This is a genomic window from Mesorhizobium sp. M0106 (assembly GCF_040322715.1).
Lineage (GTDB): Bacteria > Pseudomonadota > Alphaproteobacteria > Rhizobiales > Rhizobiaceae > Mesorhizobium.
In genome coordinates this window covers 31572-57888 of sequence record NZ_JAMYUA010000028.1, presented here as the reverse complement: position 1 = coordinate 57888, position 26317 = coordinate 31572, and the positions used below count along the sequence as shown (strand labels likewise).

Sequence of the window (26317 nt, the reverse complement as noted above, 5' to 3'; positions counted from 1 at the left end):
GTCCGTCATCGAAACCCAGTGCGGCATGGTTCCAGCAGTTGCCAGATGCCTGAACATTGCATCAACTGCGCAGGCGCTTCGCGCCTCCATCAAGATACCGGCCATGCAGGCGCCGACAGTCCGGAACAACGAGTGTCGTAGCCCGTTCAGGATAAGTGGTTCGTCCACAATCAGCTACGCGAGATAGACATGTTCCGATTTCTAACGTTGGCAGGGACCATCTTGGGTCTGACGATGTCGCCGGCGCAGGCCGCCAGTGATGCGGATCAGGCTGTCGAACAATTTCACCGTACCTGTCTGGCCGAGGGTCCCAATTTCGAGCGCATGATAGAGACCGCGCACGAACGCAGGTGGACACTTATTGCCGAAGCAGGCTTCGCCGAACTCGCGCCAATCGCCAACCCAACCTCAGTGGAGGCATGGCTCGTGGCCGAAGCGGAAGAAGGATTGCCAGCAGGAACCATCATCGGCACCACCAAGGCGACGATGAGCGGCAAACCTGTGCAGACGTGTACGCTGGCATTTCCCGATGTCGATCAAGAAGCATTTCGGAAGAGTTTCTTCACCCGTACGGATGCCGAGAAGATTGCCGAAGATCGCGATACGGAGGAGTTCTCGCGTCTCTACATCCTCGTTGCCGGCGGACGTAAGCAATTTGTCCGGCTGGTGGTCCTGCCTTCAACGCCACCAGGAAACCCGCGCGTCGTTGCCAGTTCGATCATGGCCGACTGACATGTCATTCCTCCCGCCCCCGTGCTCCTCTGGAGGGCGAACACTGCGAAATGTCGCGAGCAGCAGAAGGTCGTAGATAATTTTCAGCCCACCGGCGATGATCAGGGGCCAGCCGAAGCTGGAGACGGCAAGGAGAGCCCCTGCGAGGACTGGACTGGCGGCCGCCGCGAGGCTGCGCGGGACGGCGGTGATGCTCGCCGCGGCAGCCCGCTCTTCGGGCGTCACCACGGCCATGACGTACGATGTGCGAGTCGGCACGTCCATCTGCGACAGCGCGCTTCTAATCAGCAGAAGAGCGATAGCCGGAGCGACGCTCGGCATGAACGGGATGAGCACCAGACAGAGGCTCGACGGAAGGTGCGTAAACACCATCGTGTTTATGAGTCCGATCTGCTGGGAAATTCGCACAGCGACCAAATAGGACGCAGCCGAAAGGACACCCGTCCAGAAAAAGATTGCGCCGGTCGCGGCGAGCGACAGGCCGAACCGTTGAAAGAGCCAAAGGGCCAACAACGACTGGACGACGAAGCCGCCTGCGAAAGCATCGAGGCTGAAGAGTGCGGCGAGCGTTAGAACGATGGAGCGAGACCTGCGCAATGGCTGTGCCGACACTCTGTTTGCGTCAGGCGCGTCACTCGGCAGCCGCCGATAGAGGAGCACCGCCGCCAACCCAAGCGAGGCATAAAATAGAAAAGCTGCCTGGAGGACCTGTTTCATTTCCAGGCCGATGGCGTCGCGGAGAAAGTCGGGCGCTCCGGCGGCCAGCGCCCCGACGGCGCCGGCGAGGGAGCCGATGAGGCTGTAGCGCGCAAAGAGCGCCGTGCGGTCGCGGTCGGTGACGTTCTGAGCAAGCTGCGCATGTTCGAGCGGTAGAAACACGCTGACGTCCCCTGAAGATGGGTTCAGCGTGCCGACGAACGCGATGAGAAGCAGCGGCCAGAAGTCGTGAACGACAGCGAAGACGACCCCCGTTGCTATCATCAGGACAGCCGCTGCGGTCAGCAGCGCTCGACGGGAGAAGCGGTGCGCGACGATCCCAACAGCCAGGGTGAGGACGGCTGAGCCCGCGAGCGTCGCCGTCGACAGGGTTCCGATCTCGAAGGCGTCGAAGCCGAGCGTGGCCAGATAGGCGGGAAGCAGGATGCTGACCAGACCGTCACCGAACGCCCGCAGTCCCCTTGATATCAGCAGGTTCGTAGCAGTCGGGTCAGCACCGGCAGGAAGCAGCCTGAAGCGCCGCTTCGAAATAGCTTTGCGCAAACCGTGCGCGAGCCACTGTAACGTCAACGATGCCTCCTCACCACTGGTAAGCGGCGCTGGCTGCACGGGTTAGATCGCTCCCGTTGCCATCCCGTAGAGCAGCCCGAGGATCGAACAGCCGACGAGCACCGGGAGCATGCCGATCTTGAAGCGAAACACCGCTAGCAGCGCACCCAATGTCAGGACGAGCGACGCGATGTTGACGGAGCTGGGCACGGGCACATCCAACGTCATGCCGAACCCTTTGACCTCGCGCAGTGATCCAAACAGGACGTGAAGCGCGAACCACACCGCCAGGTTCAGGATCACGCCCACCACGGCCGCCGTGATGGTCGCCAGCGCGGCGGACAAGGCCTTGTTGCTGCGCAACGTTTCCACGAACGGCGCACCGACAAATATCCAGAGGAAGCAAGGTGTGAAGGTGACCCAGGTGGTGAGCAGGCCGCCCAACGTTCCAGCGAGCAGCGGATTAAGCGATCCCGCCGCTCGATACGCGCCCATGAAGCCGACGAACTGGGTCACCATGATCAAGGGGCCAGGCGTCGTCTCCGCCATGCCGAGGCCGTCCAGCATCTCGCCTGGCTTCAGCCAGCCATAGGTATCGACAGCCTGCTGCGCCACGTAAGCAAGGACGGCGTAGGCGCCTCCGAAGGTCACGACCGCCATCTTCGAGAAAAAGACCGCGATATCGGCGAAGACATTGCCGGACCCGAACAGCACGAAAAGGCCGAGGACAGGTGCCAGCCATAGCACCAGAAACACACCTCCGATCTTCAACGACCAGCTGACCGGCGGGCGAGCATGGGCAGGAATGCCTTCGCCGAGCGCCGATTCCGCGTCGGCGACCTGCTTGCCGCCGACCTTGCCATGGCCGTTGCCCGCCATGAACGCTGCCAGCCCGGCCCGCCCGCCGACGTACCCGATCACTCCGGCCGTCAGGACAATGAGCGGGAACGGGAGATGGAACAGGAAGAGCCCGATAAAGGCGGCGGCGGCGAGGCCTATCATGACCTTGTTCTTGAGCGCTCGCTTGCCGACCCGGATAACCGCCTCGAGCACGATGGCGAGGACGGCGGCCTTCAGACCGAAGAAAAGCGCCTGCACCGCGCCGACATTGCCAAAGATTGCATAGATCCAGCTCAGCGCCATGATGGCGAGGACGCCGGGCAGTACGAACAGCGTGCCGGCCACGAGCCCGCCTCGGGTTTTATGCAGGAGCCACCCGATGTAGACGGCGAGCTGCTGGGCCTCCGGTCCTGGCAGCAGCATGCAGTAGTTCAGCGCATGCAGGAACCGCGTCTCGCCGATCCAGCGCTTCTCCTCAACGAGGATGCGATGCATTACCGCGATCTGGCCGGCCGGGCCACCAAAACTCAACGCAGCGACTCGCGCCCAGACCCGCACTGCTTCGCGGAAGGGGATGCCATGCGAAGGTTCATCCCCCAGCGCATTCGGATGGACGGCATGGACGCTGGTCATTGGTTCCCCTCACCCGCGCTTCTGGCGGAAATACTGGTAGAGATTGTCGAAGACCGGGCCGCCCTGCCCGATCCGCTGCTCGTCGCCCTTATTCGTCATGGCGATGCCCGCGATTAGGCTGGCAATGCCCGTCGTCTCGTCGCGCCCGAACTTGCCGTCCTTGAGGTCGATATCATGGACGATCTCGGCGATGGCCTGCAGCGCCGGGTCGTCAAGCCCGGCCCGGGTGAGCAGCACCTCGAAGCTGCAGCGGTCGCCCTCATGGGTGATCTCACCGTCAAACATATCAAAGCGCAGCTCTCCCGGTTTTGCCGCATAGCTCTTGCCCGGGACGAAGCGGATGACGGCGTCTGGATCAATGAAGCGGCGGATTAGCCAGCTGCAGGCCATCCGGTCGACGTGCACGTCGCGGCGTGTCACCCAGATCCGGCCCTTGAGGTCAGTAATCGGCTCAGTCGCCTTTGACTCCTCGGTCATGGGCCGGTCCTCCACGAGATGCGTCTCCAGCTCGGCGAGCAAAGCCTCGACCGCGAGGCGACCCGTGGCGCCGAAGAAGTCGATCGTGTCCACCTCGGCGAGCCGCTTGCGTATTCGGCCGAGCTGCGACCGTGTCTCCGCACGCTTTTCCGGCGTGGCGTTCGCGCCGATCTCGGCGGCGAGACCACGCGCTTCCTTGGCGACCTCCGCATAGTCGGCATCACGCGCCGCATCGAACAGCGCTTGGACCTCGGCATCCGACAATCCGTCGACGAGACGCGCCTCGCACACCATCGCCTCGCCACCACCCGCGACGATCTCCTTCAGGAGCCACTCGAAATCCTCCTGCGTCTCGGCATTGGCCGGCAGTGCATAGACGGTGCTTTTCACCGCGACCGCGCCGATGCCTTGCAGCCGCCGCCAGATCTTCACCCGGAAATAGGCCGGCTTGCTCGGCAGCCGATGGATAAGGAGCAGCCAGCGCTGTTCCGTCGTTTCCCCCTCACTCATAAGTGAACCGTATCACGTGCACAAATAAATGCAACACTTGTATCATTTCACATTCGGGCGTAGCGTTGACCTCCTTATGGCAGTGGGCCTTGTGGGCTTGTTGCCGAATCAAGGGAGACAAGGTCATGAAATGGGTTACCCGCGAACGTCCGGTCATCGACCGTATTGCTTGTCCCTGGCTGATCGCCCGCTTCATCGACAAGGAGCCAGAATTCCTGTTCGTGCCGCCGGATCGGGTGATCCCGGTTGCCCAGGAGACGGGCGCTACACCGTATGACGTGCCCGGTGTCGAGTTCACGCATGTGGGTGACGGCTGCAGTTTCGATACCTTCGTCTCGAAATACGGCCTCGAGCGCGATCCGGCGATCGTGACGATCGCCTCGATCGTGCGCGGCGCCGACACCGATCGGCACGATTTGACGCCACAGTCTGCGGGGCTGCTTGCGATCTCGATGGGGCTCAGGGACGTGACGCCCGACGACCAGGAAGTGCTGAAGCACGGCTTCGTCATCTACGACGCGCTCTATGCCTGGGCTTCGCGCCGCAAGGCGGAGACGCACAGCTGGCCACCTGCCATGAAACCAGCTGTGGCTTGACCGGTGGGCGATTGGGGGCAGAGAACTCCCATGCAAGCAAAACTCATGAGCGGCGCAATGCTGATTGCGGTCTCGGCGCTGCTCGAACCGGCATCGGCTGCACCCAATTGGCAAATAGTCGCGCAGACACTCGGCAAATCCGGAACGGAAATGCCTGGCGGCGTTTACAGGGTGGGCTTGCCACGAACCGACCTGAAAGTATCCCTCGATGGGATATCCCTGAAGCCAGGATTTGCGCTCGGAGGCTGGATCGCGTTCGAGCCAATGGTGAACCAGGCGATGGTCATGGGCGACATCGTTCTGACGCAGGACGAGGTGAACCCGGTCATGAAGAAGCTACAAGAAGGTGGGATCGAGATCACTGCAGTGCACAACCACCTGCTGCGCGCGGAGCCGATGACGCTCTACATGCACGTGTTCGGCCAGGGTGATCCCGTCACGCTCGCCACTGCGCTTCATGCCGGATTGGCGTTGACAAAGACCCCGATGGAGAATGCCGCGTCCGGTGCCTCGCAATCGGAAGCATCCACCCAGCCGATCGACACGGCGGCCGTCGACAAGGCCATTGGCTACAAAGGTAAGGTCAATGGCGGCGTCTACCAGTTCAGTATCCCGCGCGCCGAACCGGTCAAGGAAAATGGTATGGACGTGCCGGCCGCCCTGGGCTCGGCCTTAGCGATCAACTTCCAGTCGACGGGCGGTGGCAAAGCAGCGATCACGGGTGATTTTGTGCTGACCGCCAAGGAGGTCAATCCGGTTCTCAAGGCAATGCAGGATAACGGCATCGAGATTACCGCGCTGCATAGCCACATGCTCGATGAAGAGCCGCGGCTCTTCTTCATGCATTTCTGGGCGAATGACGACGCGCAGAAGCTGGCAAAAGGCCTGCGCGCGGCCCTCGATAAAGTCGCCGTCAAGAAGAGCTAGATATTGGGCCTCCGCGCGATCGCACGCCGGGAGGGAATCAGCCGATGTTGATGCGAAGCCGGATGTCTGACAAGGCGCAAATCGCTACACGGCAAGAGGGAGGATATGCCCTTCAGGTCGGTGCGTTGACCAAGCGCTATGGCGAGCAAACCGCGTTGGCGGATGTTGCCTTCAACGTGGAGGCCGGCGAAGTTCTCGGTCTTATCGGGCCGAACGGCGCCGGCAAGACTACGCTGTTGGAAGCGATCGCCGGCCTTCTTCCGGCCGACTCGGGAACGATTCTCCGGCACGGCGCCTCTCTGCCGCCTGCATCGCGCCGCAGGTCGATCTTCTTCCTTCCCGACGGCCTGCGGCCCTGGCGCGACCAGTACGTCGAACATGTTCTTGCGTTCTTCGCTGATGTCTACCGGACATCGCACCTCGACGTCGCGGAGACAGTCGGGGCCGTCGGACTTGCACCGGTGTTAATCAAGCGCGTGTCTGAATTGTCCAAGGGGTATGCCCGTCGACTGATGCTGGCGCTTGCCCTGATCACGCCGCATCCCTTGCTGCTGATGGACGAGCCCTTTGACGGCTTCGACTTACGACAGACCCGCGAGATCATGAGCGTGCTTCGCAAGGTCGCGGCGCAGGGGCGCAGCCTCGTCCTCGCGATACACCAACTGCTCGATGCCGAGCGCCTATGCGACCGTTTCGTCTTGCTCGCGGACGGCCGCGTACGCGGCATCGGATCCCTGAGCGACCTGCGGGCGCGTGCGGGAATTTCGTCCGGTGGGTTGGAGGAGGTTTTCCTTGCGCTCACCTGAGGCAGCCGTACCGCTCGGCGCTCCCTTCGGCCCCTTGCTGGCCAAGGAGCTGCGGGAAATGGCGAGCGGCCGGCCGCTCTGGATAATGCTGCTGATACTCTGCCCTCTCATCGGCTTCAGCTTCTTTCAGGCCGTATCGCTCTACAGCAACGCGAGCGCCACGGCGCTCGACGCGTCGGGGCTCGCGAGCGCGCTATCACCGCTTGACGGCGTGTTGGTCCCGACGTTCGGCGGCTTCTACGTCGCCGTCACACTGCTGTTTCCCTTTGTTGCCATACGCGTGCTCGGCAACGAAAAGGAGTCCGGCGCCTTGCGGCTCCTGATCCAACTGCCCTATCGAACGCCGACCTTGATTGGCGCGAAGCTGGTTGCCGTCTTCGCGGCCTGGCTCATTGCCGCGGTGCCTGCGATCTCTGCGCTCGCGATTTGGGCATTCATGGGCGGACATCTGTTCGTCGCCGAGACCTTGAATCTTGTTCTCGGACATCTGCTCTACGGGGTGCTGGTCGGCGCCATCGCTTTGTTCGCCGCTGCGCTTGCCGAGAGCGCGGCAACCGCCGCGATCGTCACGCTCGGTTTCACGATTGGATCGTGGGTCATCGACTTCGCGGCGGCCAGCCAACCCGACCTCCTTGGCTGGTCGTCGCGGCTGTCGCTCACGCAAACGCTGCACACGTTTGAGCTCGGATTGCTCTCGATCAGTCTTGTCGTCGGGGTGCCCGCTGCGATTCTTGGTTTTGCTGCGCTCGCTACCATTTGGCTCCCGACGGGCGTTGCCCTGCGCACCAAGGTTGCACGTTCGGTCGTCTGCATCGCCGCGACCTGCATTGTGCTGGCCGCTGCAGCCCAGATCAGATGGTCGGTGGATTCGACCGAGGACCGGCGGAACTCTTTCTCGCTAGCCGACGAGCAGGCGCTGGCGCAGCTCAGCAAGCAGCTGACCATCACCGTTCACTTGGTACCTGAAGACCCCCGGTATGCGGATTTGCAGACCAGCATCCTGTCGAAGCTCGAGCGGATCATTCCCCGGATTGTCATCCGTCCTGCAGGCGACCAGCAGAGCGCTGTCGGCAGCGCAAGCGACGAGTCGTATGGTGAAGTGGAGTACAGCTACGGCGGCCGGTCGGCTGTCAGCCGATCGACGGGCACCGAGGAAATTCTGCCGCTCCTCTACGGGCTCGCAAACGTACCCCTGCTCGCACCGGTCACAGGAACCGACGACTATCCAGGTTATCCGCTCGTCGCCGCGCCCTGGATCGCGCTTCCCTGGTTCCTTGGCGGCCTGCCGCTGCTCATCGGGGTCGCCTGGTGGCGGTGCCGCCGGGTACCGACCATCGAATACGCTTCAAGCCAGAAGGAGATCAGCCGTGAAAATCTCACATAGCCTCGTGACAGTCGCCGTAGCTGCCGGCCTGGTGGCCTTGCTGCTGCCAGCTTCTGCCGGCCAGCGCAGCATCGTGAACTTTTCGGACGAGGAAGTTGGCGCAGATTCGAAGGCTATGCCCGGCGTGGTGGGCATTTGGCGGATTGAAACTGAAGGCGACAACAAGGTGTTGGCCGTCGATGGCCGCCAATGGAAGGAGGGGCAGACCTCCGCCGGCCTCGCCGACAAGGCACGGGCGCTCTATGGCGAGCGGTATGCCGAGTTTCTCGACCGCGTCCAGGCTTATGCATACTTCCCCTACGCAGTCTTTGAACGCACGCCAGATTTCCGCGATGGAGAGATCAGCGTCCGCTTCGAAGGCATCAGCGGCCGCATCGACCAGGGTGCAGGGATATTGTTCAACCTTAAGCCCAATGGCGACTATCTCACGATTCGCGCCAACCCTCTGGAGAACAATCTTGTCTTGTGGAGGTTCGAAAAGGGGAAACGCTCGTCGGTGACCTGGGTCAAGAACACCCCAACCTCAACCCATGAATGGCACGACCTGAAGGTGCGCATCGCCGGCACCAAGGTCGAAGGCTATGTCGACGGCAAGCTCTACCTGCAGGACACGCTGCCTGAGCCCGTGACCGGGCGTGTTGGCTTGTGGTCGAAGGCCGACAGTCACGTGTATTTTGATGACTTCACCGTAACTCCGGCTGGTTAGGCGGTACGCTTTCAACCAGCTTTCAAAGCTATCGGCGGTGCGGTGCGCCGGAGTCCGGTCTTCCGGGCGCCCGCGTTTGGCCCGGTAACGGGTGATTATTTCCATCGCAGACGAGACTCAAAAGGCGGGCCGGGCTTTTGCGAACCGACGCGTTCGGAACGATCAAAGGTCCGCTTCGTTCTGATCGGATGGACTGGATTAGACTAGGCCTCCTGGCGTTGGCGGGGTTCCTCACCTGGACACTGAACACCCTCTCGGCCGGAGGCGGAGGTCTATTGCTGATCCCCGCCGTGACTTTCATCACAGGGAGCGCGGCGGTTGCGCCGGTCATCACCTTGACCGAGCTCATCGGCAATCCCATCCGCGCCCTGGCCTTCCGGCGCGACATCGATTGGAGCCTGGTCCGTTGGTACCTGCCCGGCGCCATCGCCGGTGCCGCTGCGGGCTCCTGGCTCTTCGCCAACAGTCGGGCGGAATGGCTCCAGATACTCATAGGGATCTATCTGATCAGTGCAGTCTGGGAATTTCGCGGCGGCGCGCGCGAGCGGAGCTACCGAGCCCGCCGCTGGTGGTTCCTCCCGGCCGGCCTGATCGTCGCGCTGTTGTCGGCGCTGATGGGCACGGTGGGACCCGTCTTGAATTCGCTCTATCTGAACTACGGTTCGGAGAAGGAGACGTTGGTCGCCACGAAATCGGTGAACTCGTTTGTGACCGATGTCGTCAAGATCGCGGTATTCACCGGACTCGGCGCGCTCGGTGGTCAGGCGGCCATGTACGGCGCAGCCGCGGGTTTGGGCGCTGCGCTTGCCAATCTGCTGGCCAAGCGCTGGCTCGAACGCCTGAGTGGACGACAATTCCGCGGCCTTGTGGTCGCGCTCATGGCTGTGAGTGGAGCGCTGATGATCTGGAACCAGCACAGCTTCGTTATGCAGGCCTGGCGCGCGGCCACGGGAATGTCTTAACAATGTCGCTGTTGGCTGGAGCGCTGCGCCGTAGCTTGGTTGGCCGGTCGCGCGATGCGCAGAAGCTGGCGAAAGGCCTGCGCGCAGCCCTCGACAAGGTCGCCGTCAAAAAGAGCTAGCGCTTCCCGTCCGCGCGCATCATACAGGGCTCTTCGAACCAGCCGACCTAACCAGCTCAGCTTCGAGAAGCTTCGTGAGATTAGATCACGCTCAGGGTCACGGCGGCAAGAACCAGATAGCGGCCGACCTTGGCGGCAGTGACCAGCAAAAGGAAAACCCGAAAAGGCTCGCGCAGGACGCCCGCGACGACGGTTAGCTTCGCGAATCGTTCAGGCGCAGAAACGACATTTTTCAGATAATCGGGCGGCGGCCGCTATCGGCCAGATGACAGGCTGCAACGCCGCCATGCGGCACCGATCGCAGCATCGGTTCCTCGACCCGGCAGACATCGATCGCCACCGGACAGCGCGTGTTGAACCGGCACCCCGGAGGCGGCGCGCTGGGACTTGGCGGATCGCCGGCGAGAATGATCCGGCGGCGCCCGGCTTCGATGCGAGGATCGGGAGAAGGAACAGCCGACAGCAGCGCCTGGCTGTAGGGATGGGCCGGCTCGCGAAACAGCGGGCGGGTCAGGCCGGCTTCCGAGATGCGGCCGAGATACATCACCGTCACGTTCGAGCAGACCTCGCGCACGATCGCCAGATCATGCGCGACAATGACAATGGTCAGGCCAAGCTGTTTCTGCAGCGACGTGAACAGGTTGACGATCTGCGCCCGGATCGAAACGTCGAGCGCGCTAAGTGGCTCATCGCAGACCAGTATGGACGGCTTCAGCGCGAGCGCGCGCGCAATCGAAACGCGCTGCCGCTGGCCACCGGAGAGCGACCTTGGCAAACGGTCGAGCACCGTCTCAGGCAGCGCAACCAGATCCAGAAGCTCGGCGATGCGGCGCCGGCGCTCGACTGATGAACCGAAGCGATGGATCTGCAGCGGCTCCTCCAGTGTCTGGTAGACGGACTGGCGGCGGCTCATCGACCCCAACGGATCCTGGAAGACGAACTGGACTTCGCGGCTGAACGACTTCCTGTCCGATTTCAGCCATTCGGTGCGATCCCTTCCCCCAATCAGGACAGTGCCTTCGCTCTCCTTCTGCAAACCGACGATGGTGCGCGCCAGCGTGGTCTTGCCGCAGCCGGACTCGCCGACGATGCCGTGGAACGCGCCGCGCGCGACCGTCAGGTCTATGCCATCGACCGCCCGCACCGCGCCGGTGCCCGAACGGTTGGCAAAATGCACCTTCAATCCCTTGACCTCGATCGCCGCGGCATCAGACATGGAGGGCGATCCCCTCTCGTTTCAGCACGACCGGGCAAGCCACACGGTGCGGGCTTGTCGACGCGGATATCGTCTGCAACGGCGGCCGGTGCTGCCGGCAACCGGCTTCGACCAATTCGCAGCGCTCGGCAAACCGGCAACCCGGTTCCAGCCGGATCTGGTTTGGCGGCAGGCCCGGTATCTCGCGGGTCGCCGCGCGTTCGTCGGCGCGAAAATCCGGCACCGATGCGAGCAGTCCGCGCGTATAGGGATGGACCGGCCGGGTCAGCACATCCATCGCCGTCCCCTCCTCCGCCACCTGGCCGGCGTAAAGCACGATGACGCGGTCGGCGACGGAAGCGACCACGCCGATATCGTGCGTGATCAGCACGACCGCGATGCCATCCTCCCGCTGGATCTGACGGATGAGCTCCAGGATTTGCGCCTGGACCGTGGCGTCCAGCGCCGTGGTCGGCTCGTCTGCGATCAGCACGCGCGGCCGGGCCGCCAGCGCCAGCGCGATCATCGCGCGTTGCAGCATGCCGCCCGACATTTCGTGCGGATAGCGGTTGTAGCGATCCTCGGGGTCCGGAATGCCGGAGCGTGCCAGAAGCGAGACCGCTTCCTTGCGCGCGGCCTCATGCGATAGGCCGGCGAAGCGGCGCGCCTGGCGGGCCAGCTGCGGGCCGATTTTCAGCATCGGGTTCAACGCGCTCATCGGGTCCTGGAAAATCACGCCGAAATAGCGCCCGCGCAGGTCCGACAATTGCCGTGAACCGATGCTGAGCAGTTCGCTTCCGTCGGCTCGCGCCGATCCCTTCATGTCCACGGTCACGCCCTCGGGCAGCAGGCCGAGCGGACCGAGCGTCATTACGGTCTTTCCCGAACCGCTTTCGCCGACGACCGCGACCGTTTCTCCGGGATGGACGTTGAACGACACCCCGTCCACCGCCCGCACCGAAACGGTGGTGGCGTAGAGGTCGATGACCAAATCTTCGATCGAATAGATCGGCTGAGCGTCGCTCATGCTGAAGTCGTTCCCGTTTCGACGGCGTTACGCTCGGCTTCTTCGCGAGCGCGCGCCTTTCGGCGTCTGCGCAAGGTCGCGCCGCGAACCGGCCGCGGCACCTTTTGCAATGCGAAGGCTTCGCCCAGAAGGTTAAAGCTGACCACGACCAGCGTCAGCGCCAGACCGGGCAGCACGACGAGGCGCGGCACCTCCTCGATGTAGCTCATCCCGTCGACCAGCATCTGACCCCATTCCGGTGTCGGCGGTGCGACGCCAAGTCCGAGAAAGCTGAGCGTGGCGATGGCCAGCACAAGCGCGCCGGCGTCGGCGCTTGCATAGACGACGACGAGGGCAAGCACATGCGGCAGGATATGGCGGCCAAATATCCACAGATGGCCGGCGCCCATCACGCGGGCCGCCTCGATATAGGGCTGCTGCAGCTCGGCGGTGACGACGGCGCGGCTCATGCGGGCATAGTTCGCCCACCACGCCAGGGTGAGCGCCGTTATCATCGACCAGTAGCCGGTGCCCAGAATGCCGATCAACGCCAGCGCGATCACCAGGCTGGGAAGTGCCAGCGCAATATCGATGATGCTGATAAGGACGAGCTCGACACGGCCGCCGACATAGCCGGCGAAGGAGCCGATCGTGACCCCGATCGCCAGCGCGGCGACAAGCACGATCACCATCGCCACCAAGGAAATGCGGGCGCCACCGACGATGCGGCTGAAGACGTCTCGGCCGAGATAGTCGGTGCCGAGCCAGTGGTTCCAGCTCATGCCCTCCAGTGTCGCCGAATAGTCCTGCCCACTTGGATTGTAAGGCATGATAGCAGGAGCGAAGATGCCGATCAGCACAAAGCCGATTACGGGGAGCAGCACCGGCCACGGCCAGTCCTTGATGTCCCTGATAGCGGAAATGTTCATCGCCTCATGCTCCCCGCGCCCGGCGCATTCGCGGATCCGCGACGATGCAAATCATGTCGACGATGAAATTGACCATGACGAAGAAGACGACAAACAGCAGCAGCACCGACTGCATGCCGATGAAGTCGCGGAAGCGGATCGCCTCGATGAAAAAGGCACCGACGCCGCGCAATGCAAATACCGTCTCGACGACGATCGACCCGATGATCATCAGCGTGAATTGCGCGCCGAATGTCGTCAGGAACGGAATGGCGATGTTGGGCAGCGCCTCGCGCAGCAGCACCTGCGTTCTGGTATAGCCCTTGGCGAAGCCGGTTGTCGCAAACGGCCGCGACATCGCTTCCTGGAGGTTGACCCGAACGACGCGGCTGAGAACGGAGGCCGGGAACAGCGCGATCGTCACCCACGGCAGAAGCCATGAGGTGAAGCCGCTGGTCCCGAAGGTGGGTACCCAGCCGAGCATCACCGAAAACACGATGACCAGCAGCGCCGCCACGAAGAAGTTCGGGGTCGACGCGCCGATCAGCGAAAATGCATGGAGGAACCTGTCCATGAAGCCGCCATTGCTGACGGCGCCGGCAATGCCGAGCGTGATCGAGAGAATGAAGGCGAGAATGCCGCCGCCGGCAAGCAGAGCCGCCGTCATCGGGATGCGGGCGGCAAACTCCGACGAGATCGGCTTTCCCGTTCGCAGTGAGATGCCGAAATCGCCGGCCAACGCGCCGGAAAGCCAGCGTCCGTAGCGGATCGGCAACGGGTCGTAGAGACCGAGCTCGTTGCCGATCTTGGCGATCATTTGCGCGTCAGCGCCGGGACCTGCCGCACGCTCGGCAATGAGCGCCGCAACATTGCCCGGAGCCGCCGCAACCAGGGCGAATGTCAGCGCGGATGCCGCCAGGATCAAAAGGCAGGCAAGCAGCATCCGTCGCAGGATCGTGCTTTTCATCGTCAGGCCTCGCTTGGGCTCGAAGTCTTCAGGCCTTCAGCGTTATCGCCTTGAACGGCAGGTCATAGTCGGTCGCCGGAAGCGAGAAATTCTCCGCGCGCGGATTGTGGGCCCACAGCCGCTGGCTGACGACGAGCGGACAGATGGCGGTGTTGTCGTAGAGCCAGTCGTAGAGGGCCTGCATCTTCAGGTCGCGTTCGGCGCCGCTCGCCTCGAGCGCAGCCTTGACCACGCCGTCGAGCGCGTCCGAGACATAGATCTTGCCGTCAGGCCCGCTGTCCGCCGTCGAGACGAAAGCATTGCCAAGGGTCCCGTGAGGGTCATAGGGAGCGCCATAGGTGGTGAAGAAAGCGAGATCATAGTCGAAGGCGGGGCGTCGTTCATGCATGGTGGCGTTGTCGACAGAAGACACCTGGACCTGGAAACCGACCTCGGACAACTGGCCTTGAATCATTTCGGCGATGCGCCGCGATCCCGGTAGGGACTCTTCGGAAACCAGAAAGTCGATGGTCAGAGGAGAGCCAGCCTTGGTCCAGGCACCGCCGCTGTCGACCCAGCCGCCATCGGCGAGGATCTTCTTGGCCGCCGCCACATCACGCACCGGCACGTCATGCCGCTTGCCCGACGAGGGCACATTCGCTGGGAACAGATCGGCGGCCGGGTCGGCAAAGCCCTCGAACAGGACCTTGGCGATCGCCGCCCGGTCGACCGATGCGTAGACGGCATCGCGAACGGCCTTGTCGGCGATGATCTTCGACTTCGGCGAATAGCCGAGCAGCATCGTCGCGGTGCCCGGCTCGGCAACAACCTTCATGCCGTCGCTTTCCAGCGCGCGAGCGCGGCGCGGCGACAGCGTCGCCACCCAGTCGCCGCCGATGACATCGAGGTCGCCTGAACGAAGGCCATTGGCGCGGGCGAGTTCATCTGGAACCACCTTCAATTCCATGCGGCTGAAGAGCGGCTTTTCGCCCCAGTATTTGTCGTTGCGAACGAGGCTGGTGCCGCTCGAATCATATTTTTCGACGATCCACGGACCGGTTCCGATCGGCGCCGTCTGCTTGCCATCCTTGTCGACTGCCTTGGGCGACAGGAAACGAACTGGGCGGACGATGGTGAGTTCAAGCAATGCGGCCGGCACCGGCCGCTTCAGCTTGACCGTCAGTTTGTTCGGCCCATCGGTGACGATGCTGTCGTACGCATCGGAGACGCCAATCCAGGAGAAGTCGCTCACCCCCATCCATCGCTTGAGGTTCCATTCGGCTGCGGTGGAATCGAACGGCGTGCCGTCGCTGAAGGTCACGCCTTCACGCAGATCGAAGGCGATCGAAAGCTGATCGTCGGCAATGGTCCATTTGGTAGCAAGTCCCGGCTCAAGCGCGCCGTTCTGGCCGTGGTGGATCAGCGCATCGAAGACGATGGTGTAGGTGCTCAGCGTTGAAACATTCTGCAGCAGCTCGAGATCACCGGTCTCCGCGGCGATGGCAATCTTCAGCGTGTCGTTGGTTTCGGAAAAGGCGCTGCGCGGAAAGGCGGCAACGAAGGCAAGGCCAGCGGTGGAGGCCAGAAAATTGCGGCGGTCGAGAGTGATCATTTCAGTTCCCCTTTTTTGATTGTTGGTAGCGATTGTACACATGCATTCCCATTTGTATAGACATATGCGACGCAAATCCAAGTTGGCGCGCAGCGTTGCGGCCGGCAAAGGAAAGCGCCGTCTCGCGTAATGTCGCCGTGCCGGCGCGGGTCTCGACAAGCGCTAAATCCAGCTCAGCGTCATCGCCGCCAGCGCGAGGTAGCGGCCGACCTTCGCGATCGTGACGATCGCAAGGAAGCTCCAGAATGGCTCCCGCAGCGCTCCCGCCACAACCGTCAGCGGATCGCCGACGAGAGGCAACCAGCTCAACAGCAGCGACCATCGTCCATAGCGCTGATACCATCGCATCGCGCGCGTCAACGCGGAGGGCTTTACCGGGAACCATTTGCGGTCGCGAAAGCGATCGATCCCCCGGCCGAGCCACCAGTTGACGATCGAACCGAGCACATTGCCTGCGCTTGCGGAGGCGATGAGCAGAGCCGGAGCATAGCTTTCCGTCAGAAGCAGTCCCGCAAGGGCTGCTTCCGATTGCATCGGCAGAATGGTCGCCGCGGCAAACGCGGTCAGGAAAAGACCGCCATAGATGGCGAGCTCGCCAGGCATTTCGAGCTCTCAGCTTGCCCTGGGCCATTTCGGGTGCCGATCATCGACGACATAGCCATGCGAATGCTCATAGCCCGCTTCCGACCATACTGCGTCGCCGATATGCCGGTCGTCCTCAGGCAGATCGACATGCGTATGTACAAGCACGTCGGGATCGTGTTTCGGCCAGAGCCAGATCGCGGCAAGCAGGGCTGCGGCGCCAATGATGCCGAGCAGAATGAAGGTGAAGGGCAATCCCATCGCCGCACCGACGCGGCCGGCAATGGGATAGGTGATCAACCAGCAGGCATGCGAAAGCGCGAATTGGGCAGCAAACAGAGCGGGCCGGTCGACGGCATCGGCGGAACGCCTGATCAATCGGCCCGAAGGCGTCTGCGCTAGCGAATAGCCGAGCCCCAGCACGAACCAGAGCGGCAGCAGCAGATAGTAGCTGCCGGCGAGCGGTCCCACCAGCACGCCCGCGACCAGGATCGCGGCGCCCGAGAGCATCGCAACCCGGTCCGGGACGTTCTCCAGCAGCCGCGGCAGGGCAAGGGCTGCAATCATCGATCCGCCGCCGAAGGCTGCGAGCGCCAGCGCCGTGTCGCTTTGCGAGAGGCCGAACTGCGCCTGCACCAGGACGACCGTGTTGACGATCACCATCGCGCTTGCCGCCGCGACGGCAACGTTAAGGGCCAGCAGCCCGCGCAATCGCGGCGTCGCCAGATAGATGCGGATTCCGCGCGTCGTGCGCTCATAAATGCCGCGCGGCTCCGAGGCTTGCGGGCTGGGCAGCACCACGGAGACGACCAGCGCCGCGGACGCCAGGAAGCCGACAACCGTACCGGCGAACAGGCCGTGGAAGCTGATGACGGAAAGCAGCGCCGCCGCCAGCATGGGACTGACGACGCTTTCCAGGTCGTAGGCCAGTCGCGACAGCGACAGGGCCCGCGTGTAGTCCTTCTCCTCGGGCAGCACGTCAGGGATCGAGGCCTGGAAGGCCGGAGTGAAGCCTGCCGACGCCGACTGCAGGACGAAGATGAGAAGATATACCTGCCAGACTTCGGTAACGAAGGGCAGGAACACCGCGACCGCAGCCCGGATGAGGTCGAGCGAAACCAGCATGGTGCGGCGTGGCAGCCGCTCGGCGAACGCAGCGGCGACAGGCGCCACGCCGACATAGGCGATCATCTTGATGGCGAGCGCCGTGCCGAGCACCGCGCCGGCATCGGCGCCGGCAAGATCATAGGCCAGCAGCCCGAGCGCCACGGTGGCAAGGCCGGTGCCGATCAGGGCGATGACCTGGGCCAGGAAGAGATGACGGTATGTGCGATTGGCCAGGACCTGAAGCATATTTGTCTTCTTGCAGCGGATGACGGTTCGTCGAGAACTGGCGCGAACGGCCTGCCTGTCTCAGTGATGGTGACCTTCCGGCTCGACCATCTTGAACGGCAGCACCTGCTCGCGACCTTTCGCGGCCAGGACCAACCTCGCCTGGAACTCATGCGGCTCGGCAGGGGCGACGGTGCTCTCAAGCCGATGATGGTTGTCGGCGGCGGGCTCGAGGCGAAGCGTCTCTGGCCCTTCGGGTCGATCGATGATCACCGTCGCCGTCAGATCGTCAGCGTGCCGATCGATAGTCAGCCGCATCCGCTCGCCGGCCGGCGTGTCGACGATTTCCAATGTCCCTTCAGCCAGATCGCAGGCGACCTTGAAGGGCTCCGGCGCATGATGGTGAGCATGAAATGTTTCTGCGCCAGTGACGGCCGGCCCGGCCGGGCTCACCAGGCGGACATTGGCTTCCGCCAACGCCGGCAAGTGGGCGAACAGCTCCTGCTTGAGGGCTTCGGTTACGCCCAGTACGTCCTTGGCCGTCGCCGTCTCCGGTACACTGACGGCGACATCGGCATGCAGACGATGTCCGATCCAGCGCGCCTGCACGCTTTCAACGCGCCCAATGCCGGACACGTGTTCGGCGGCATGATGGATTTCATCGATGATGCCGGGCTCGACACCATCGAGCATGCGGGTCAACACGGCTTTCGACGACTGCCAGACGATGGCGAAGATCGCCACGGTGATCAGCAGCCCGACGATCGGATCGGCAAGCGGAAAGCCCAGCCAGACGCCGATAGCGCCCAGGACAACCGCCAGGCTGGTAAAGCCATCGGTGCGTGCATGGTAGCCGTCCGCGATCAGCGCCGCGCTGTTGATCTCGCGGCCGACGCGGATACGAAATACGGCGACCGCTTCGTTGCCGATGAAACCTATGAGGCCGGCGATGGCGACCCAGCCAAGAAATGCGATGGGCCGCGGATTGATCAGGCGGTCGATCGCCTCGTAGCCAGCGACGATGGCGCTGAAAAGAATGATGAGAACGATGACGATCCCGGCCAGATCCTCGACGCGGCCCAGGCCGTAGGTGAACGTCTTGCTCGGTTTGCGGCGGACCAGCATGAAGGCGATCCACAGCGGGACGGCAGTGACCGCGTCGCCGACATTGTGGATCGTGTCGGCCAGCAGCGCCACGCTGCTGGAGAGGAACACGACCACGAGCTGAAGCGCTGCCGTAATGGCCAGAACGACGAATGACCATTTGATCGCCCAGATGCCGCGCGTCGTCGTGGCGATTGTCGGATCGATGACGCCGTGCGTGTGGCCATGGCCGCCCTCGCCATGGTCATGTCCGTGGCCGCCCATGCCTTGCGTCATCGGGCCGAAGCCTGACCAGTCGCGTATTCTATCCATCATGGCGTTTCTCACAGGTACTTGGTGATATCCTTGAACTCGTCGATCGATCTGCGCTGCTCGCGCGCCAGCGGCCCGACGACGTCTTCAAGACAGTGGTTGAGATGATCCTGGATCAGGGTTTTCTTGGCTTGCGAAATGGCCTTCTCGACAGCATGAAGCTGCTGGGCGAGGTCGAGGCAGGACCGGCCCGCCTCGATCATTTCGATGACGCCCTTGAGATGTCCGCCGGCCCGTTTCAGGCGTTTGACGATATCGGGATGGGTTTCGTGGATGTGAGGTTGCTCGCCCATGTTTCGATACTATCCTCCCGGAGTGGATATGCAAGTCTCAAAGAGGCCTCGATTCTAATGTAGCAAAAACCATTCGTTAAGATTTTAGAGAATAATCGCCGTTCATGCCGAATCGGATCCACAGCACAGCTTTTTGTCTGGTCATCGTCTTGGCGATGATGTTCGGCGTGCTCCGTCCTTTCGGCTATTCGACCTCACACGATCCGATCGCGGTTGCCGCGGTTGAACGTCACGGCGGAGCCGCCGCGCAGATCGAAGATCATGGCCATCCACACGATGATTGGGTTTCGGGCGAGCAGAGCTCTGACCATTTTCACGGGCACAATGCGGCAGACCACTCGCACGAGACGGCGAGTAGACCCTCCGACTTCGCACCGACCGTTCCACAGGTCGAGCGCAGCTGGCTGAATTCTTCGCCGACCTTCATTGATCCTGGCACGGTATTTCCGCTCGAGCGCCCGCCGAGGCCATTCCTCGCCGCATGATCGATGTCGCTCACGCGACAAACCCTCAACGACGAAGATTGGAAATTCTATGCAAGGACCCTTCGACCGGGGTCGGTCACGCTCGCGCCGCGCGCGTTGGCAACCCACCCTGCCGCTGCTTATCGCTCTCATGACCCTGCCGCTCCTGGGCGGGGCTGCCTTCGCCCACGCCGTGGCCGAGGGCGACAAGGGCTATATCCAGGAAATCTCGGGCATCAACGTGCTGCCCTTCATCTATCTCGGCGCCAAGCACATGGTGACCGGATACGACCACATCCTGTTCCTGTTCGGCGTGATCTTCTTCCTCTACCGGATGAAGCACATCGGCATCTATGTCAGCCTGTTCGCGCTCGGCCACTCCACGACCATGCTGCTTGGCATCTACTTCAACGTCGGCATCAACAGCTACATCATCGACGCGATCATCGGCCTGTCCGTGGTCTACAAGGCGCTCGACAATATGGGCGCTTTCCAGCGATGGCTCGGCTTCCAGCCGAACACCAAGGTCGCGACGCTGGTCTTCGGTTTCTTCCATGGTTTCGGCCTGTCGACGAAGATCATCGAATACAACATCTCGCCGGACGGCCTGGTGCCGAACCTTTTGGCCTTCAATGTCGGCGTCGAGATCGGGCAGCTCCTGGCCCTTGGCGCCATCCTGATCGTGATGGGCTACTGGCGCCGGACACGAAGCTTCTGGCGCCACGCCTATACCGCAAACGTCATCATGATGACGGCTGGATTCGTGCTGGTCGGATATCAGCTCACCGGCCTGTTCGTCGCCGCATAAGGAACCGCAATCATGTACAACACCGACCTTCCCAGCCGCGCCGATTTGCCGACGTCAGCGCAGCTGAAGCGCTCCACCTTCATTGCCGCGCTGACGGCGTTCGCCTTGCTCATCACGGTCGTCATGCCGTCCGAGTATGCGATTGACCCGACTGGAGCAGGCAGATTGCTCGGCCTCACCAGAATGGGCGAAATCAAGACACAGCTGGCAGCCGAGGCGGCAGCCGACGAAATGGCCAGCACGAAGGCACCAACCGAGCGGATGACGCAAATGGTCCCTCCGGCCGAATTGATGGCGCGCATGGACCGAATTGAAAACCTCCTCGTCGCCCTGACCGCCGAACGGCCTGCTTTGCAGCCGTCGCCAACTGGGGAGGCCGTATCCCAAGACAATGTGACAGTTGGAGAGATCGCTCCTGCCGAGGCTCCGGCCATTGCTACAGCGCCTGCCACCGAAGCAACCTCGGAAGGCCCGATCCAGCCAGATGGAAGGCAAGACGAGCTATCCTTCACGTTGGCGCCAGGCCAGGGTGCCGAAGTCAAGCTCGTGATGCGGCAGGGCGCCAAGGCAAACTTTTCCTGGACAGCTGACGGTGGCGTGGTGAATTTCGAGACGCACGGCGATGGCGGCGGTCAGTCCATAAGCTACGAAAAGGGTCGCAGCGTTCCAGCTGACGAAGGTGCCATTGAAGCCGCCTTCGATGGAAATCACGGTTGGTTCTGGCGCAACCGCGGTGGCAGCGACGTGACCCTGACGATCCAGACTGAAGGCGACTACATCGACATCAAGCGTATGATCTAGCGCATACAGGGTCGCCCGGCGCCACTTCGAGCGTCGGGCGTCACCTATCCGTCTGTTCCACCGACGAGCGCAGATGCACGTCGAAGGTTTGCGCCGCGACGAAGACACGGCTGACCTTCAGGTAAACGGGTCTTGATCCACCGCTCGATCTGGTTCACGGCATTTCAGCCCGACGTGATCTGCCAAACGGCTACGCCGGCAAGAGCCAAGCCGGCAGCGCCCTCAATGGCTCGGGAAATGGCATCGAACAGGCGTGGCCGGCTATCGAAAAAATGCACCAGACGTTCACGAAACAGGATCGACAGCACCGCAACGCAAGACAGCGTCAGCGCCACGCCAGCCATCATGGTGATTGCGAAAAGAATGCCGGCGACCGGAACGCCTCTGGATATCGCAAAGGTCATCACGAAAAGCGTCAGCGGGCATGGGATCAGGCCGGCCATGACGCCGACGGCCTCGCCCTCATGCTTGTGGTGATGGCCGTGGCTCAATGCGCGCCAGAGCATCCAAATGCCGATCAGGCCAAGCAGGCCCCGACTGACGTCTTCCAGCAGCGGGGCGCGGCCAACACTGCCCAGGGCAATCGATACCAACGGCAACGAGAGCGCCGCGATCAGCACGGCAATCGTTACATGCGTGAAGGAAAGTGTCAGCGACACCAGAAGCCCACGCCGGACGCTGGCATCCGATCCGGCGAGATAAGTGGCCAGCACGGCTTTGCTATGGCCCGGCGTCAGCGCATGCGCCGCGCCAAACAGAATGCCCATGGGCAGAAAGGCCGTGAAGGCCAGCCAACCGCCGCCGGCCGCAAGCAGTTTGATCTGCTCGGCCAGTGCCAAGTAGATCGTGCGTTGGAACTCGACCAGCGTCTGGAACATGGCCATCGAACCGGCTCCGGGTCAGCCGCACGTCAATTCGAGGCGCGTCGCGAAAATCTTGCCGAGATCGGTCCCCGTCGGATCACTGAAGAACGCGTCTGTCAGGCTCTTCTGGTTCTGCGCGATGGCCGTGTCCGGATCTGGACGGACGACGGAACGTGAGCAGCCTTGCGGCAGACCGGCCACCGCAAGCTTGTCGTCGTCGGTAAAATCGATTGCCGTGTAGAAGGTCGGATCGTAGACACCGATACTGACTTTTCCAGCAAGGGCCAACGGGTCCTTCGGCTGCGTTTCGAACTGGACGACGAGTTGATCGTTTTCATAGCTGACGCTGAACTTCGGCGGTGGCGCCATCGTCACGTCCTTGCCGTTCAAGGTCACCATCTGAAAGTAGTTGTACTCGGCCAACGACGCATGGACGGTGAGAGCGACTTCATCGAGTTCCTTCGCATCAAGGACAAGGTCGGAATTCTTGTCGAATTCCATCAGCACAGTGCTGGAAAAGAGGTCGTCGAAACGCCAGAGATGCCGAAGCGACTTGACCGTCCTGTCTGGACCGACGGTGAGGTCCAGCTTCGCTTCGGCAAAGACATGCGGATGGGCGTTCGCTGCCGCGGTGGAAGCGAGCAACAGCGCCGCGCCGGATACCATGCCTGTCAGTTGCATTTTTCGCTCACATTTCCCTCGTCGATTCCGAATCAGGCAGGACACCTGCCATTGCAAGCAGGCCGAAATGGGACGGGCCAAAGCCCATACCACCTTGATCGATCAGGGCTGTGTTGTTTCACTTAAGGAGGCAGCTACCCAAGGTCGCCCTTCAGCCAATGTTTGAGCATGATCACCGCGATACCAGCAAGGATTGCCAGCACTATCATCCAGATGATCTTTTGCCGATCGCTCAATTTCCCGCTCCTGATCGATTCAGAGCATTCCTATCGCGAGTTCCTTGCAAACGCAAAAAGCCCCGCGTCCCGTGCAGATAACACCAGCTGATCCGCCCTAGTCGTCGGCGATCGAGCTTGCAATGACCGTGTTCGATGTGATCCGGGACCTCGGGAACGTCAAATGGACAAGCTGCTTGCGATTGCCGGCTGTCAATATGTAGAGTTTGGAAACTTGCATTCCGTTTCTGTCCTCGCCGATTGTTTCGGCATCCGTCCGGGCGAAGAAACGCTCCTCGAATGGCGCGCGCTCGACATCGAATAGCTTTATGGAGCAAGTTTGCACGGACTTGCCATTCAAGTGGCTTTTGTCACCGCGATCATGGTTTTGGCCGGGAGGTCGTCACCGGTCGCCTCCCAGCCCTGGAAGGCGTCTACGTCACCGACGGGGGCAAGTGCTGCGTCGCCGGACAACGGAGTTCATCCGCGTCTTCTGGCCGCAGCGACGGTTCGTTCGAAGTCAGGTCCATGGGCAAGACAAATACCGTGAAAAGCTTCCAACGCCAGATCGACACTATCGGCACGCACCAGCGGCGATCTCAGGCATATAGCAGCGAACGCCGGGATAAAGAGGGGCTTCGACATCAGCACACCGCAGGGTCAAAAAATGGACCCTCTGGCACGTTAGTCAAGAGTGCCATTTAGCGGGCCCAGCGGCTGCGACGAGATCGACCTGCATCCGACTGTCGGCGGCTGCGCCGTCGCCCCGTAGTATCATTCGCCAGTTATTCTCCGACGCGGTCCGCATTGAAGACCCGCGATAGCCGTCGAACTTGTATGTCCATTCCCTCGGCCCTCGGGAGGCTTCTCCACCAGGGTGGGGATCAAAGGAGCGATGAACGCTAGCCGGCTGGGGCTGGCAGTTACTCGTTTACGCATGGAATCGTGTCTAGGTCGCAGGCATATATCCGCGCTCCACACGTCCTAACGTTGGTTGAGATCGGCAGCCAGACCGGCCAGCCACTCTGTGCGCCAAGCGGATAGAGGTGAGTGTCGATCGCGAATTGCAGAAACGGTTGCCAGCCGATAATTGCAAAGTCAGCGCGTCACGCGTACGGATCCATAAGCCCCAGCGCGCTTACATCCATAAGCACCCCAAACCCAATGATCTGCTCCAGCGCAACGTTGCGAGACAATGTTCCCAAACTTTTGGCCGGTTCGGACTTCATGCGGCTGACCAGGGCGTATCGATTGTAGACCGCCAAACCGACCATCGCGACGAATAGGCTGATCTTGAACAGGAGAATTCGACCGTAGCTGTTGCGCGGATCGGGGAACGAGCCAAGCATTAGCCAAGTGGTCATAGCGCCCGTAAAAAAAATGAGCGCAACCGCCACCATACCAAAGCGGGAGAAGCGCCACAGGACGGTTTCCACGCCTGCGACTTCGGATGGATGCCGCTGCGCTGCCGCGATTAGCAGGCCGAGGGGCAGGAGGCCACCTATCCACGCCCCGGCACTTGCAACATGGAGAGCTTGAGTCAGTGAGGCTAGAAGGCCCAACGCCGCCGCGTGGCCCTGCCAACCCTCACAGGTCAGTAGCAAGAAAGCCGGCCCGACGACCAATTCGGGCCGCCCCGAGAAGCTGATCACCAGGAGCAGGAGAACGAGCGAAAGGCGAACAAACCAAACAGTTCCGAAGTCGCTTTCCATGAGAACGCCGTGCAAGGTGTCAACCATACCCTCGCGTCCGGAGAGCCCGGCCGTAAAGCACAGCAGCCAAATTGCCGCGAAGATTGCGGCCGCAAGTGCGAGGGCAGGATTGATGTTACGGGGTAGAGGCGCAAGCGCGGGAGCCGCGGTTCTGTCTAGCGCATAGAAAGGGAAGAGTGCCGACCCGAATAGAATCATCACTGAGAGGAAGTAGACCCACCGGGCGAAGGCCAGAGTGCCATCAACGTCCATTTCTACGGTCTGACTTCAAATTTGAAATTGCCCTTCACCTTGTGCCCGTCTGCTGACAGCACGTGCCAATCAACTTGATAAACACCCGGCGCAAGGGACCTTGATACAGGTGCCACCATGTCCTTATCCTGCACCGCGATCTCCGTGGTGATCTTCGCACCATCCGGCCCCGACAGATCGATGCCCGAGAATCGAGCCTCAATGGGTTCGCTAAAGCGCAGTCGAATCTCAGTGGGCGGAGCGGCAATGGTGCTATTGATCTCTGGAGTAGCCTCGACCAATCGAGCATGCGCAAGCGCCTGGCCGGATAATGGCACGCTCCACAGCGCAACTGTGGCGATCATTCGGATAGTTCGGTTCAAGGCGAACTCCTCCCGCGACGACGGTCATCAAAGACTATGCACTTTCTGACGAGTATACGAATTTGTTCGTGTTGCAGGGCCGCCACCGTTCGAGCTGTCACGAAATTTTCCGTTTGCCGGAAAAGTGATGGGAGATCAGGCCAACACGTTACCGACCGCCGAGACTCTCGATTGAAGGTCACGGACGCCGCAAGCGTTTGTAATTATCAGGACAAGCGCGGGCCAAACAAGCGTTTGCGCCCGCGTGACTCCGTTTCAGCTACTTAACCGGGATCATGAGATGTGCGTATGGAGTGCCCGGCCACATCACATAGGGCTTGGATGTGTCAGGCTTGGGGTCCGTCGGATAGCCCTGCATCATGTCCATTGCGTTGACGATCATCACATGCGGGCCGGTCTCTATCCAATTGTTGCCTTCCTCGGGCTTCGTCGCATAGGGATCGGTGTTGCTGCCATCGGTACCGCCGGACAGCATGTACATGAAGCCGACCTTGCCCTTGGGCGGTTCCTTCTTTTCCATCCATGCCATCGCCCATTCCATCGCGTTGGCATCGCCGCACATTGGGTCCGGGCCGGGCGTGGACGGGCTGTCTGGCATGCACCAGAAGCCGTTCTTGCCCTCGCGCAGGGTGCGCATGGCGCCCTTTTCATCCGCGGCGTAGACCGCAGCGCCGCTTGCCACGGCAGGGGGTGCAGCAGATTCAGCGCTCTTGATCATCGCAGCGTCGTCGGCGGCTGCGCCTTGCATCGTAACCAAACTGCCTGCCGCCAAAAGGGCAGCGACCGTCAGAAGCCGTTTCATGGCCGTTCTCCGGTTTGAGTTGATCTTGTGCATGACGTCCGACGCACGGCTTTCCAGAGCCGTTTGTCGGTGATCAAACAGTAGCAGATTACATGCCTCCGGACAATTT

The 26317-nt window shown here is 61.9% G+C and carries 28 protein-coding genes and 1 pseudogene; 11 read left to right on the top strand and 18 right to left on the bottom strand.

Going from position 1 to position 26317, the window contains the following annotated elements:
* Window positions 1–189 precede the first annotated feature (189 nt).
* Entirely contained in the window at window positions 190–732 is a 543-nt protein-coding gene (locus NKJ55_RS24070) for a hypothetical protein (RefSeq protein ID WP_352452044.1), read from the top strand.
* Here NKJ55_RS24070 and NKJ55_RS24065 read toward each other — a convergent pair.
* From NKJ55_RS24065 to NKJ55_RS24055, 3 genes are all read right to left on the bottom strand, one after another.
* Window positions 679–1959, bottom strand: coding sequence for an MFS transporter (locus NKJ55_RS24065; RefSeq protein WP_352452074.1), 1281 nt, complete (start codon window positions 1957–1959; stop codon window positions 679–681). The genes NKJ55_RS24070 and NKJ55_RS24065 overlap by 54 nt on opposite strands.
* Window positions 1960–2061: 102 nt before the next feature.
* On the bottom strand, window positions 2062–3471 hold the full coding sequence (gene chrA, locus NKJ55_RS24060; protein ID WP_352452043.1) for a chromate efflux transporter: 1410 nt from the start codon (window positions 3469–3471) through the stop codon (window positions 2062–2064).
* A gap of 9 nt (window positions 3472–3480) precedes the next feature.
* On the bottom strand, window positions 3481–4458 hold the full coding sequence (locus NKJ55_RS24055; RefSeq protein WP_352452042.1) for a chromate resistance protein ChrB domain-containing protein: 978 nt from the start codon (window positions 4456–4458) through the stop codon (window positions 3481–3483).
* A gap of 125 nt (window positions 4459–4583) precedes the next feature.
* On the opposite strand from NKJ55_RS24055, the gene NKJ55_RS24050 reads away from it, so the two are divergent.
* The 6 genes from NKJ55_RS24050 to NKJ55_RS24025 all read left to right on the top strand — a co-directional run bounded on the left by NKJ55_RS24050 (window position 4584) and on the right by NKJ55_RS24025 (window position 9839).
* Window positions 4584–5054: a chromate resistance protein ChrB domain-containing protein gene (locus NKJ55_RS24050; protein ID WP_352452041.1), complete on the top strand. Its 471-nt coding sequence runs from the start codon at window positions 4584–4586 to the stop codon at window positions 5052–5054.
* A 30-nt stretch (window positions 5055–5084) separates the two neighbouring features.
* Window positions 5085–5981, top strand: a complete 897-nt coding sequence (locus NKJ55_RS24045; RefSeq protein ID WP_352452040.1) for a DUF1259 domain-containing protein — start codon at window positions 5085–5087, stop codon at window positions 5979–5981.
* 125 nt (window positions 5982–6106) lie between these two features.
* Window positions 6107–6787: an ABC transporter ATP-binding protein gene (locus NKJ55_RS24040; protein WP_352452039.1), complete on the top strand. Its 681-nt coding sequence runs from the start codon at window positions 6107–6109 to the stop codon at window positions 6785–6787.
* The gene (locus tag NKJ55_RS24035; RefSeq protein WP_352452038.1) at window positions 6774–8171 is read left to right on the top strand and encodes an ABC transporter permease subunit; all 1398 of its coding nucleotides are present in this window, start codon (window positions 6774–6776) and stop codon (window positions 8169–8171) included. Before NKJ55_RS24040 ends, NKJ55_RS24035 begins: the two co-directional genes overlap by 14 nt.
* Window positions 8155–8877, top strand: coding sequence for a LamG domain-containing protein (locus NKJ55_RS24030; protein WP_352452037.1), 723 nt, complete (start codon window positions 8155–8157; stop codon window positions 8875–8877). Before NKJ55_RS24035 ends, NKJ55_RS24030 begins: the two co-directional genes overlap by 17 nt.
* Before the next feature lie 188 nt (window positions 8878–9065).
* Window positions 9066–9839 (top strand): sulfite exporter TauE/SafE family protein, encoded by a 774-nt coding sequence (locus tag NKJ55_RS24025; RefSeq protein WP_352452036.1) that lies wholly within the window; start codon window positions 9066–9068, stop codon window positions 9837–9839.
* 199 nt (window positions 9840–10038) lie between these two features.
* Here the strand turns inward: NKJ55_RS24025 and NKJ55_RS24020 are convergent.
* The 10 genes and pseudogenes from NKJ55_RS24020 to NKJ55_RS23975 all read right to left on the bottom strand — a co-directional run.
* A pseudogene (locus NKJ55_RS24020) lies at window positions 10039–10155 on the bottom strand (YqaA family protein); the annotation flags it as partial.
* Between the two features lie 35 nt (window positions 10156–10190).
* Entirely contained in the window at window positions 10191–11174 is a 984-nt protein-coding gene (locus tag NKJ55_RS24015; RefSeq protein WP_352452035.1) for an oligopeptide/dipeptide ABC transporter ATP-binding protein, read from the bottom strand.
* Window positions 11167–12180, bottom strand: a complete 1014-nt coding sequence (locus tag NKJ55_RS24010) for an ABC transporter ATP-binding protein (RefSeq protein ID WP_352452034.1) — start codon at window positions 12178–12180, stop codon at window positions 11167–11169. The genes NKJ55_RS24015 and NKJ55_RS24010 overlap by 8 nt, the downstream gene beginning before the upstream one ends.
* Window positions 12177–13088 carry an ABC transporter permease gene (locus NKJ55_RS24005; protein WP_352452033.1) on the bottom strand — a complete coding sequence of 304 codons (912 nt, stop codon included), beginning with the start codon at window positions 13086–13088 and terminating at the stop codon, window positions 12177–12179. Before NKJ55_RS24005 ends, NKJ55_RS24010 begins: the two co-directional genes overlap by 4 nt.
* A 4-nt stretch (window positions 13089–13092) precedes the next feature.
* A complete protein-coding gene (locus NKJ55_RS24000) occupies window positions 13093–14034 on the bottom strand; it encodes an ABC transporter permease (protein ID WP_352452032.1) in 942 nt (313 codons plus the stop codon).
* Between the two features lie 28 nt (window positions 14035–14062).
* Entirely contained in the window at window positions 14063–15625 is a 1563-nt protein-coding gene (locus tag NKJ55_RS23995; RefSeq protein WP_352452031.1) for an ABC transporter substrate-binding protein, read from the bottom strand.
* Between the two features lie 162 nt (window positions 15626–15787).
* On the bottom strand, window positions 15788–16228 hold the full coding sequence (locus NKJ55_RS23990) for a YqaA family protein (protein ID WP_352452030.1): 441 nt from the start codon (window positions 16226–16228) through the stop codon (window positions 15788–15790).
* A gap of 9 nt (window positions 16229–16237) precedes the next feature.
* Entirely contained in the window at window positions 16238–17560 is a 1323-nt protein-coding gene (locus NKJ55_RS23985; RefSeq protein WP_352452029.1) for an MFS transporter, read from the bottom strand.
* 60 nt (window positions 17561–17620) lie between these two features.
* Entirely contained in the window at window positions 17621–18958 is a 1338-nt protein-coding gene (locus NKJ55_RS23980; RefSeq protein ID WP_352452028.1) for a cation diffusion facilitator family transporter, read from the bottom strand.
* A gap of 8 nt (window positions 18959–18966) precedes the next feature.
* Window positions 18967–19248: a metal-sensing transcriptional repressor gene (locus tag NKJ55_RS23975; protein ID WP_352452027.1), complete on the bottom strand. Its 282-nt coding sequence runs from the start codon at window positions 19246–19248 to the stop codon at window positions 18967–18969.
* Window positions 19249–19352: 104 nt separating this feature from the next.
* On the opposite strand from NKJ55_RS23975, the gene NKJ55_RS23970 reads away from it, so the two are divergent.
* Genes NKJ55_RS23970 through NKJ55_RS23960 form a run of 3 tightly spaced genes read left to right on the top strand, consistent with a single transcriptional unit; the run spans window position 19353 to window position 21321 of the window.
* On the top strand, window positions 19353–19733 hold the full coding sequence (locus NKJ55_RS23970) for a hypothetical protein (protein WP_352452026.1): 381 nt from the start codon (window positions 19353–19355) through the stop codon (window positions 19731–19733).
* 49 nt (window positions 19734–19782) lie between these two features.
* On the top strand, window positions 19783–20520 hold the full coding sequence (locus NKJ55_RS23965) for a HupE/UreJ family protein (protein ID WP_502904507.1): 738 nt from the start codon (window positions 19783–19785) through the stop codon (window positions 20518–20520).
* 12 nt (window positions 20521–20532) lie between these two features.
* Complete coding sequence (locus tag NKJ55_RS23960) at window positions 20533–21321, top strand: hypothetical protein (protein WP_352452024.1); 789 nt, start codon at window positions 20533–20535, stop codon at window positions 21319–21321.
* Window positions 21322–21485: 164 nt separating this feature from the next.
* Here NKJ55_RS23960 and NKJ55_RS23955 read toward each other — a convergent pair whose 3' ends face one another.
* Both NKJ55_RS23955 and NKJ55_RS23950 read right to left on the bottom strand, forming a co-directional pair.
* Window positions 21486–22199 carry a HoxN/HupN/NixA family nickel/cobalt transporter gene (locus NKJ55_RS23955; RefSeq protein ID WP_352452073.1) on the bottom strand — a complete coding sequence of 238 codons (714 nt, stop codon included), beginning with the start codon at window positions 22197–22199 and terminating at the stop codon, window positions 21486–21488.
* A gap of 21 nt (window positions 22200–22220) precedes the next feature.
* On the bottom strand, window positions 22221–22865 hold the full coding sequence (locus NKJ55_RS23950; protein ID WP_502898301.1) for a DUF1007 family protein: 645 nt from the start codon (window positions 22863–22865) through the stop codon (window positions 22221–22223).
* 399 nt (window positions 22866–23264) lie between these two features.
* Here NKJ55_RS23950 and NKJ55_RS23945 point away from each other — a divergent pair, with 399 nt between their 5' ends.
* Window positions 23265–23405, top strand: a complete 141-nt coding sequence (locus tag NKJ55_RS23945) for a hypothetical protein (RefSeq protein ID WP_352452023.1) — start codon at window positions 23265–23267, stop codon at window positions 23403–23405.
* Between the two features lie 781 nt (window positions 23406–24186).
* Here NKJ55_RS23945 and copD read toward each other — a convergent pair.
* The 3 genes from copD to NKJ55_RS23930 form a co-directional block, all read right to left on the bottom strand.
* Entirely contained in the window at window positions 24187–25044 is an 858-nt protein-coding gene (copD, locus tag NKJ55_RS23940; protein WP_352452022.1) for a copper homeostasis membrane protein CopD, read from the bottom strand.
* A 2-nt stretch (window positions 25045–25046) separates the two neighbouring features.
* On the bottom strand, window positions 25047–25406 hold the full coding sequence (copC, locus tag NKJ55_RS23935; protein WP_352452021.1) for a copper homeostasis periplasmic binding protein CopC: 360 nt from the start codon (window positions 25404–25406) through the stop codon (window positions 25047–25049).
* 259 nt (window positions 25407–25665) lie between these two features.
* Complete coding sequence (locus NKJ55_RS23930; RefSeq protein WP_352452020.1) at window positions 25666–26208, bottom strand: hypothetical protein; 543 nt, start codon at window positions 26206–26208, stop codon at window positions 25666–25668.
* Window positions 26209–26317 lie beyond the last annotated feature (109 nt).

Coding starts and splice junctions, on each gene's coding strand:
- NKJ55_RS24005 (WP_352452033.1), bottom strand. CDS start 13,088: ATGAACATTTCCGCTATCAGGGACATCAAGGACTGGCCGTGGCCGGTG.
- NKJ55_RS23960 (WP_352452024.1), top strand. CDS start 20,533: ATGTACAACACCGACCTTCCCAGCCGCGCCGATTTGCCGACGTCAGCG.
- NKJ55_RS23975 (WP_352452027.1), bottom strand. CDS start 19,248: ATGGGCGAGCAACCTCACATCCACGAAACCCATCCCGATATCGTCAAA.
- NKJ55_RS23930 (WP_352452020.1), bottom strand. CDS start 26,208: ATGAAACGGCTTCTGACGGTCGCTGCCCTTTTGGCGGCAGGCAGTTTG.
- NKJ55_RS23985 (WP_352452029.1), bottom strand. CDS start 17,560: ATGCTTCAGGTCCTGGCCAATCGCACATACCGTCATCTCTTCCTGGCC.
- NKJ55_RS24050 (WP_352452041.1), top strand. CDS start 4,584: ATGAAATGGGTTACCCGCGAACGTCCGGTCATCGACCGTATTGCTTGT.
- NKJ55_RS23970 (WP_352452026.1), top strand. CDS start 19,353: ATGCCGAATCGGATCCACAGCACAGCTTTTTGTCTGGTCATCGTCTTG.
- NKJ55_RS23955 (WP_352452073.1), bottom strand. CDS start 22,199: ATGTTCCAGACGCTGGTCGAGTTCCAACGCACGATCTACTTGGCACTG.
- NKJ55_RS24010 (WP_352452034.1), bottom strand. CDS start 12,180: ATGAGCGACGCTCAGCCGATCTATTCGATCGAAGATTTGGTCATCGAC.
- NKJ55_RS23945 (WP_352452023.1), top strand. CDS start 23,265: ATGGACAAGCTGCTTGCGATTGCCGGCTGTCAATATGTAGAGTTTGGA.
- NKJ55_RS24045 (WP_352452040.1), top strand. CDS start 5,085: ATGCAAGCAAAACTCATGAGCGGCGCAATGCTGATTGCGGTCTCGGCG.
- NKJ55_RS24000 (WP_352452032.1), bottom strand. CDS start 14,034: ATGAAAAGCACGATCCTGCGACGGATGCTGCTTGCCTGCCTTTTGATC.
- NKJ55_RS24055 (WP_352452042.1), bottom strand. CDS start 4,458: ATGAGTGAGGGGGAAACGACGGAACAGCGCTGGCTGCTCCTTATCCAT.
- NKJ55_RS24015 (WP_352452035.1), bottom strand. CDS start 11,174: ATGTCTGATGCCGCGGCGATCGAGGTCAAGGGATTGAAGGTGCATTTT.
- NKJ55_RS23965 (WP_502904507.1), top strand. CDS start 19,783: ATGCAAGGACCCTTCGACCGGGGTCGGTCACGCTCGCGCCGCGCGCGT.
- chrA (WP_352452043.1), bottom strand. CDS start 3,471: ATGACCAGCGTCCATGCCGTCCATCCGAATGCGCTGGGGGATGAACCT.
- NKJ55_RS23995 (WP_352452031.1), bottom strand. CDS start 15,625: ATGATCACTCTCGACCGCCGCAATTTTCTGGCCTCCACCGCTGGCCTT.
- copD (WP_352452022.1), bottom strand. CDS start 25,044: ATGGACGTTGATGGCACTCTGGCCTTCGCCCGGTGGGTCTACTTCCTC.
- NKJ55_RS23980 (WP_352452028.1), bottom strand. CDS start 18,958: ATGATGGATAGAATACGCGACTGGTCAGGCTTCGGCCCGATGACGCAA.
- NKJ55_RS24070 (WP_352452044.1), top strand. CDS start 190: ATGTTCCGATTTCTAACGTTGGCAGGGACCATCTTGGGTCTGACGATG.
- NKJ55_RS24025 (WP_352452036.1), top strand. CDS start 9,066: ATGGACTGGATTAGACTAGGCCTCCTGGCGTTGGCGGGGTTCCTCACC.
- NKJ55_RS23990 (WP_352452030.1), bottom strand. CDS start 16,228: ATGCCTGGCGAGCTCGCCATCTATGGCGGTCTTTTCCTGACCGCGTTT.
- NKJ55_RS23950 (WP_502898301.1), bottom strand. CDS start 22,865: ATGCAACTGACAGGCATGGTATCCGGCGCGGCGCTGTTGCTCGCTTCC.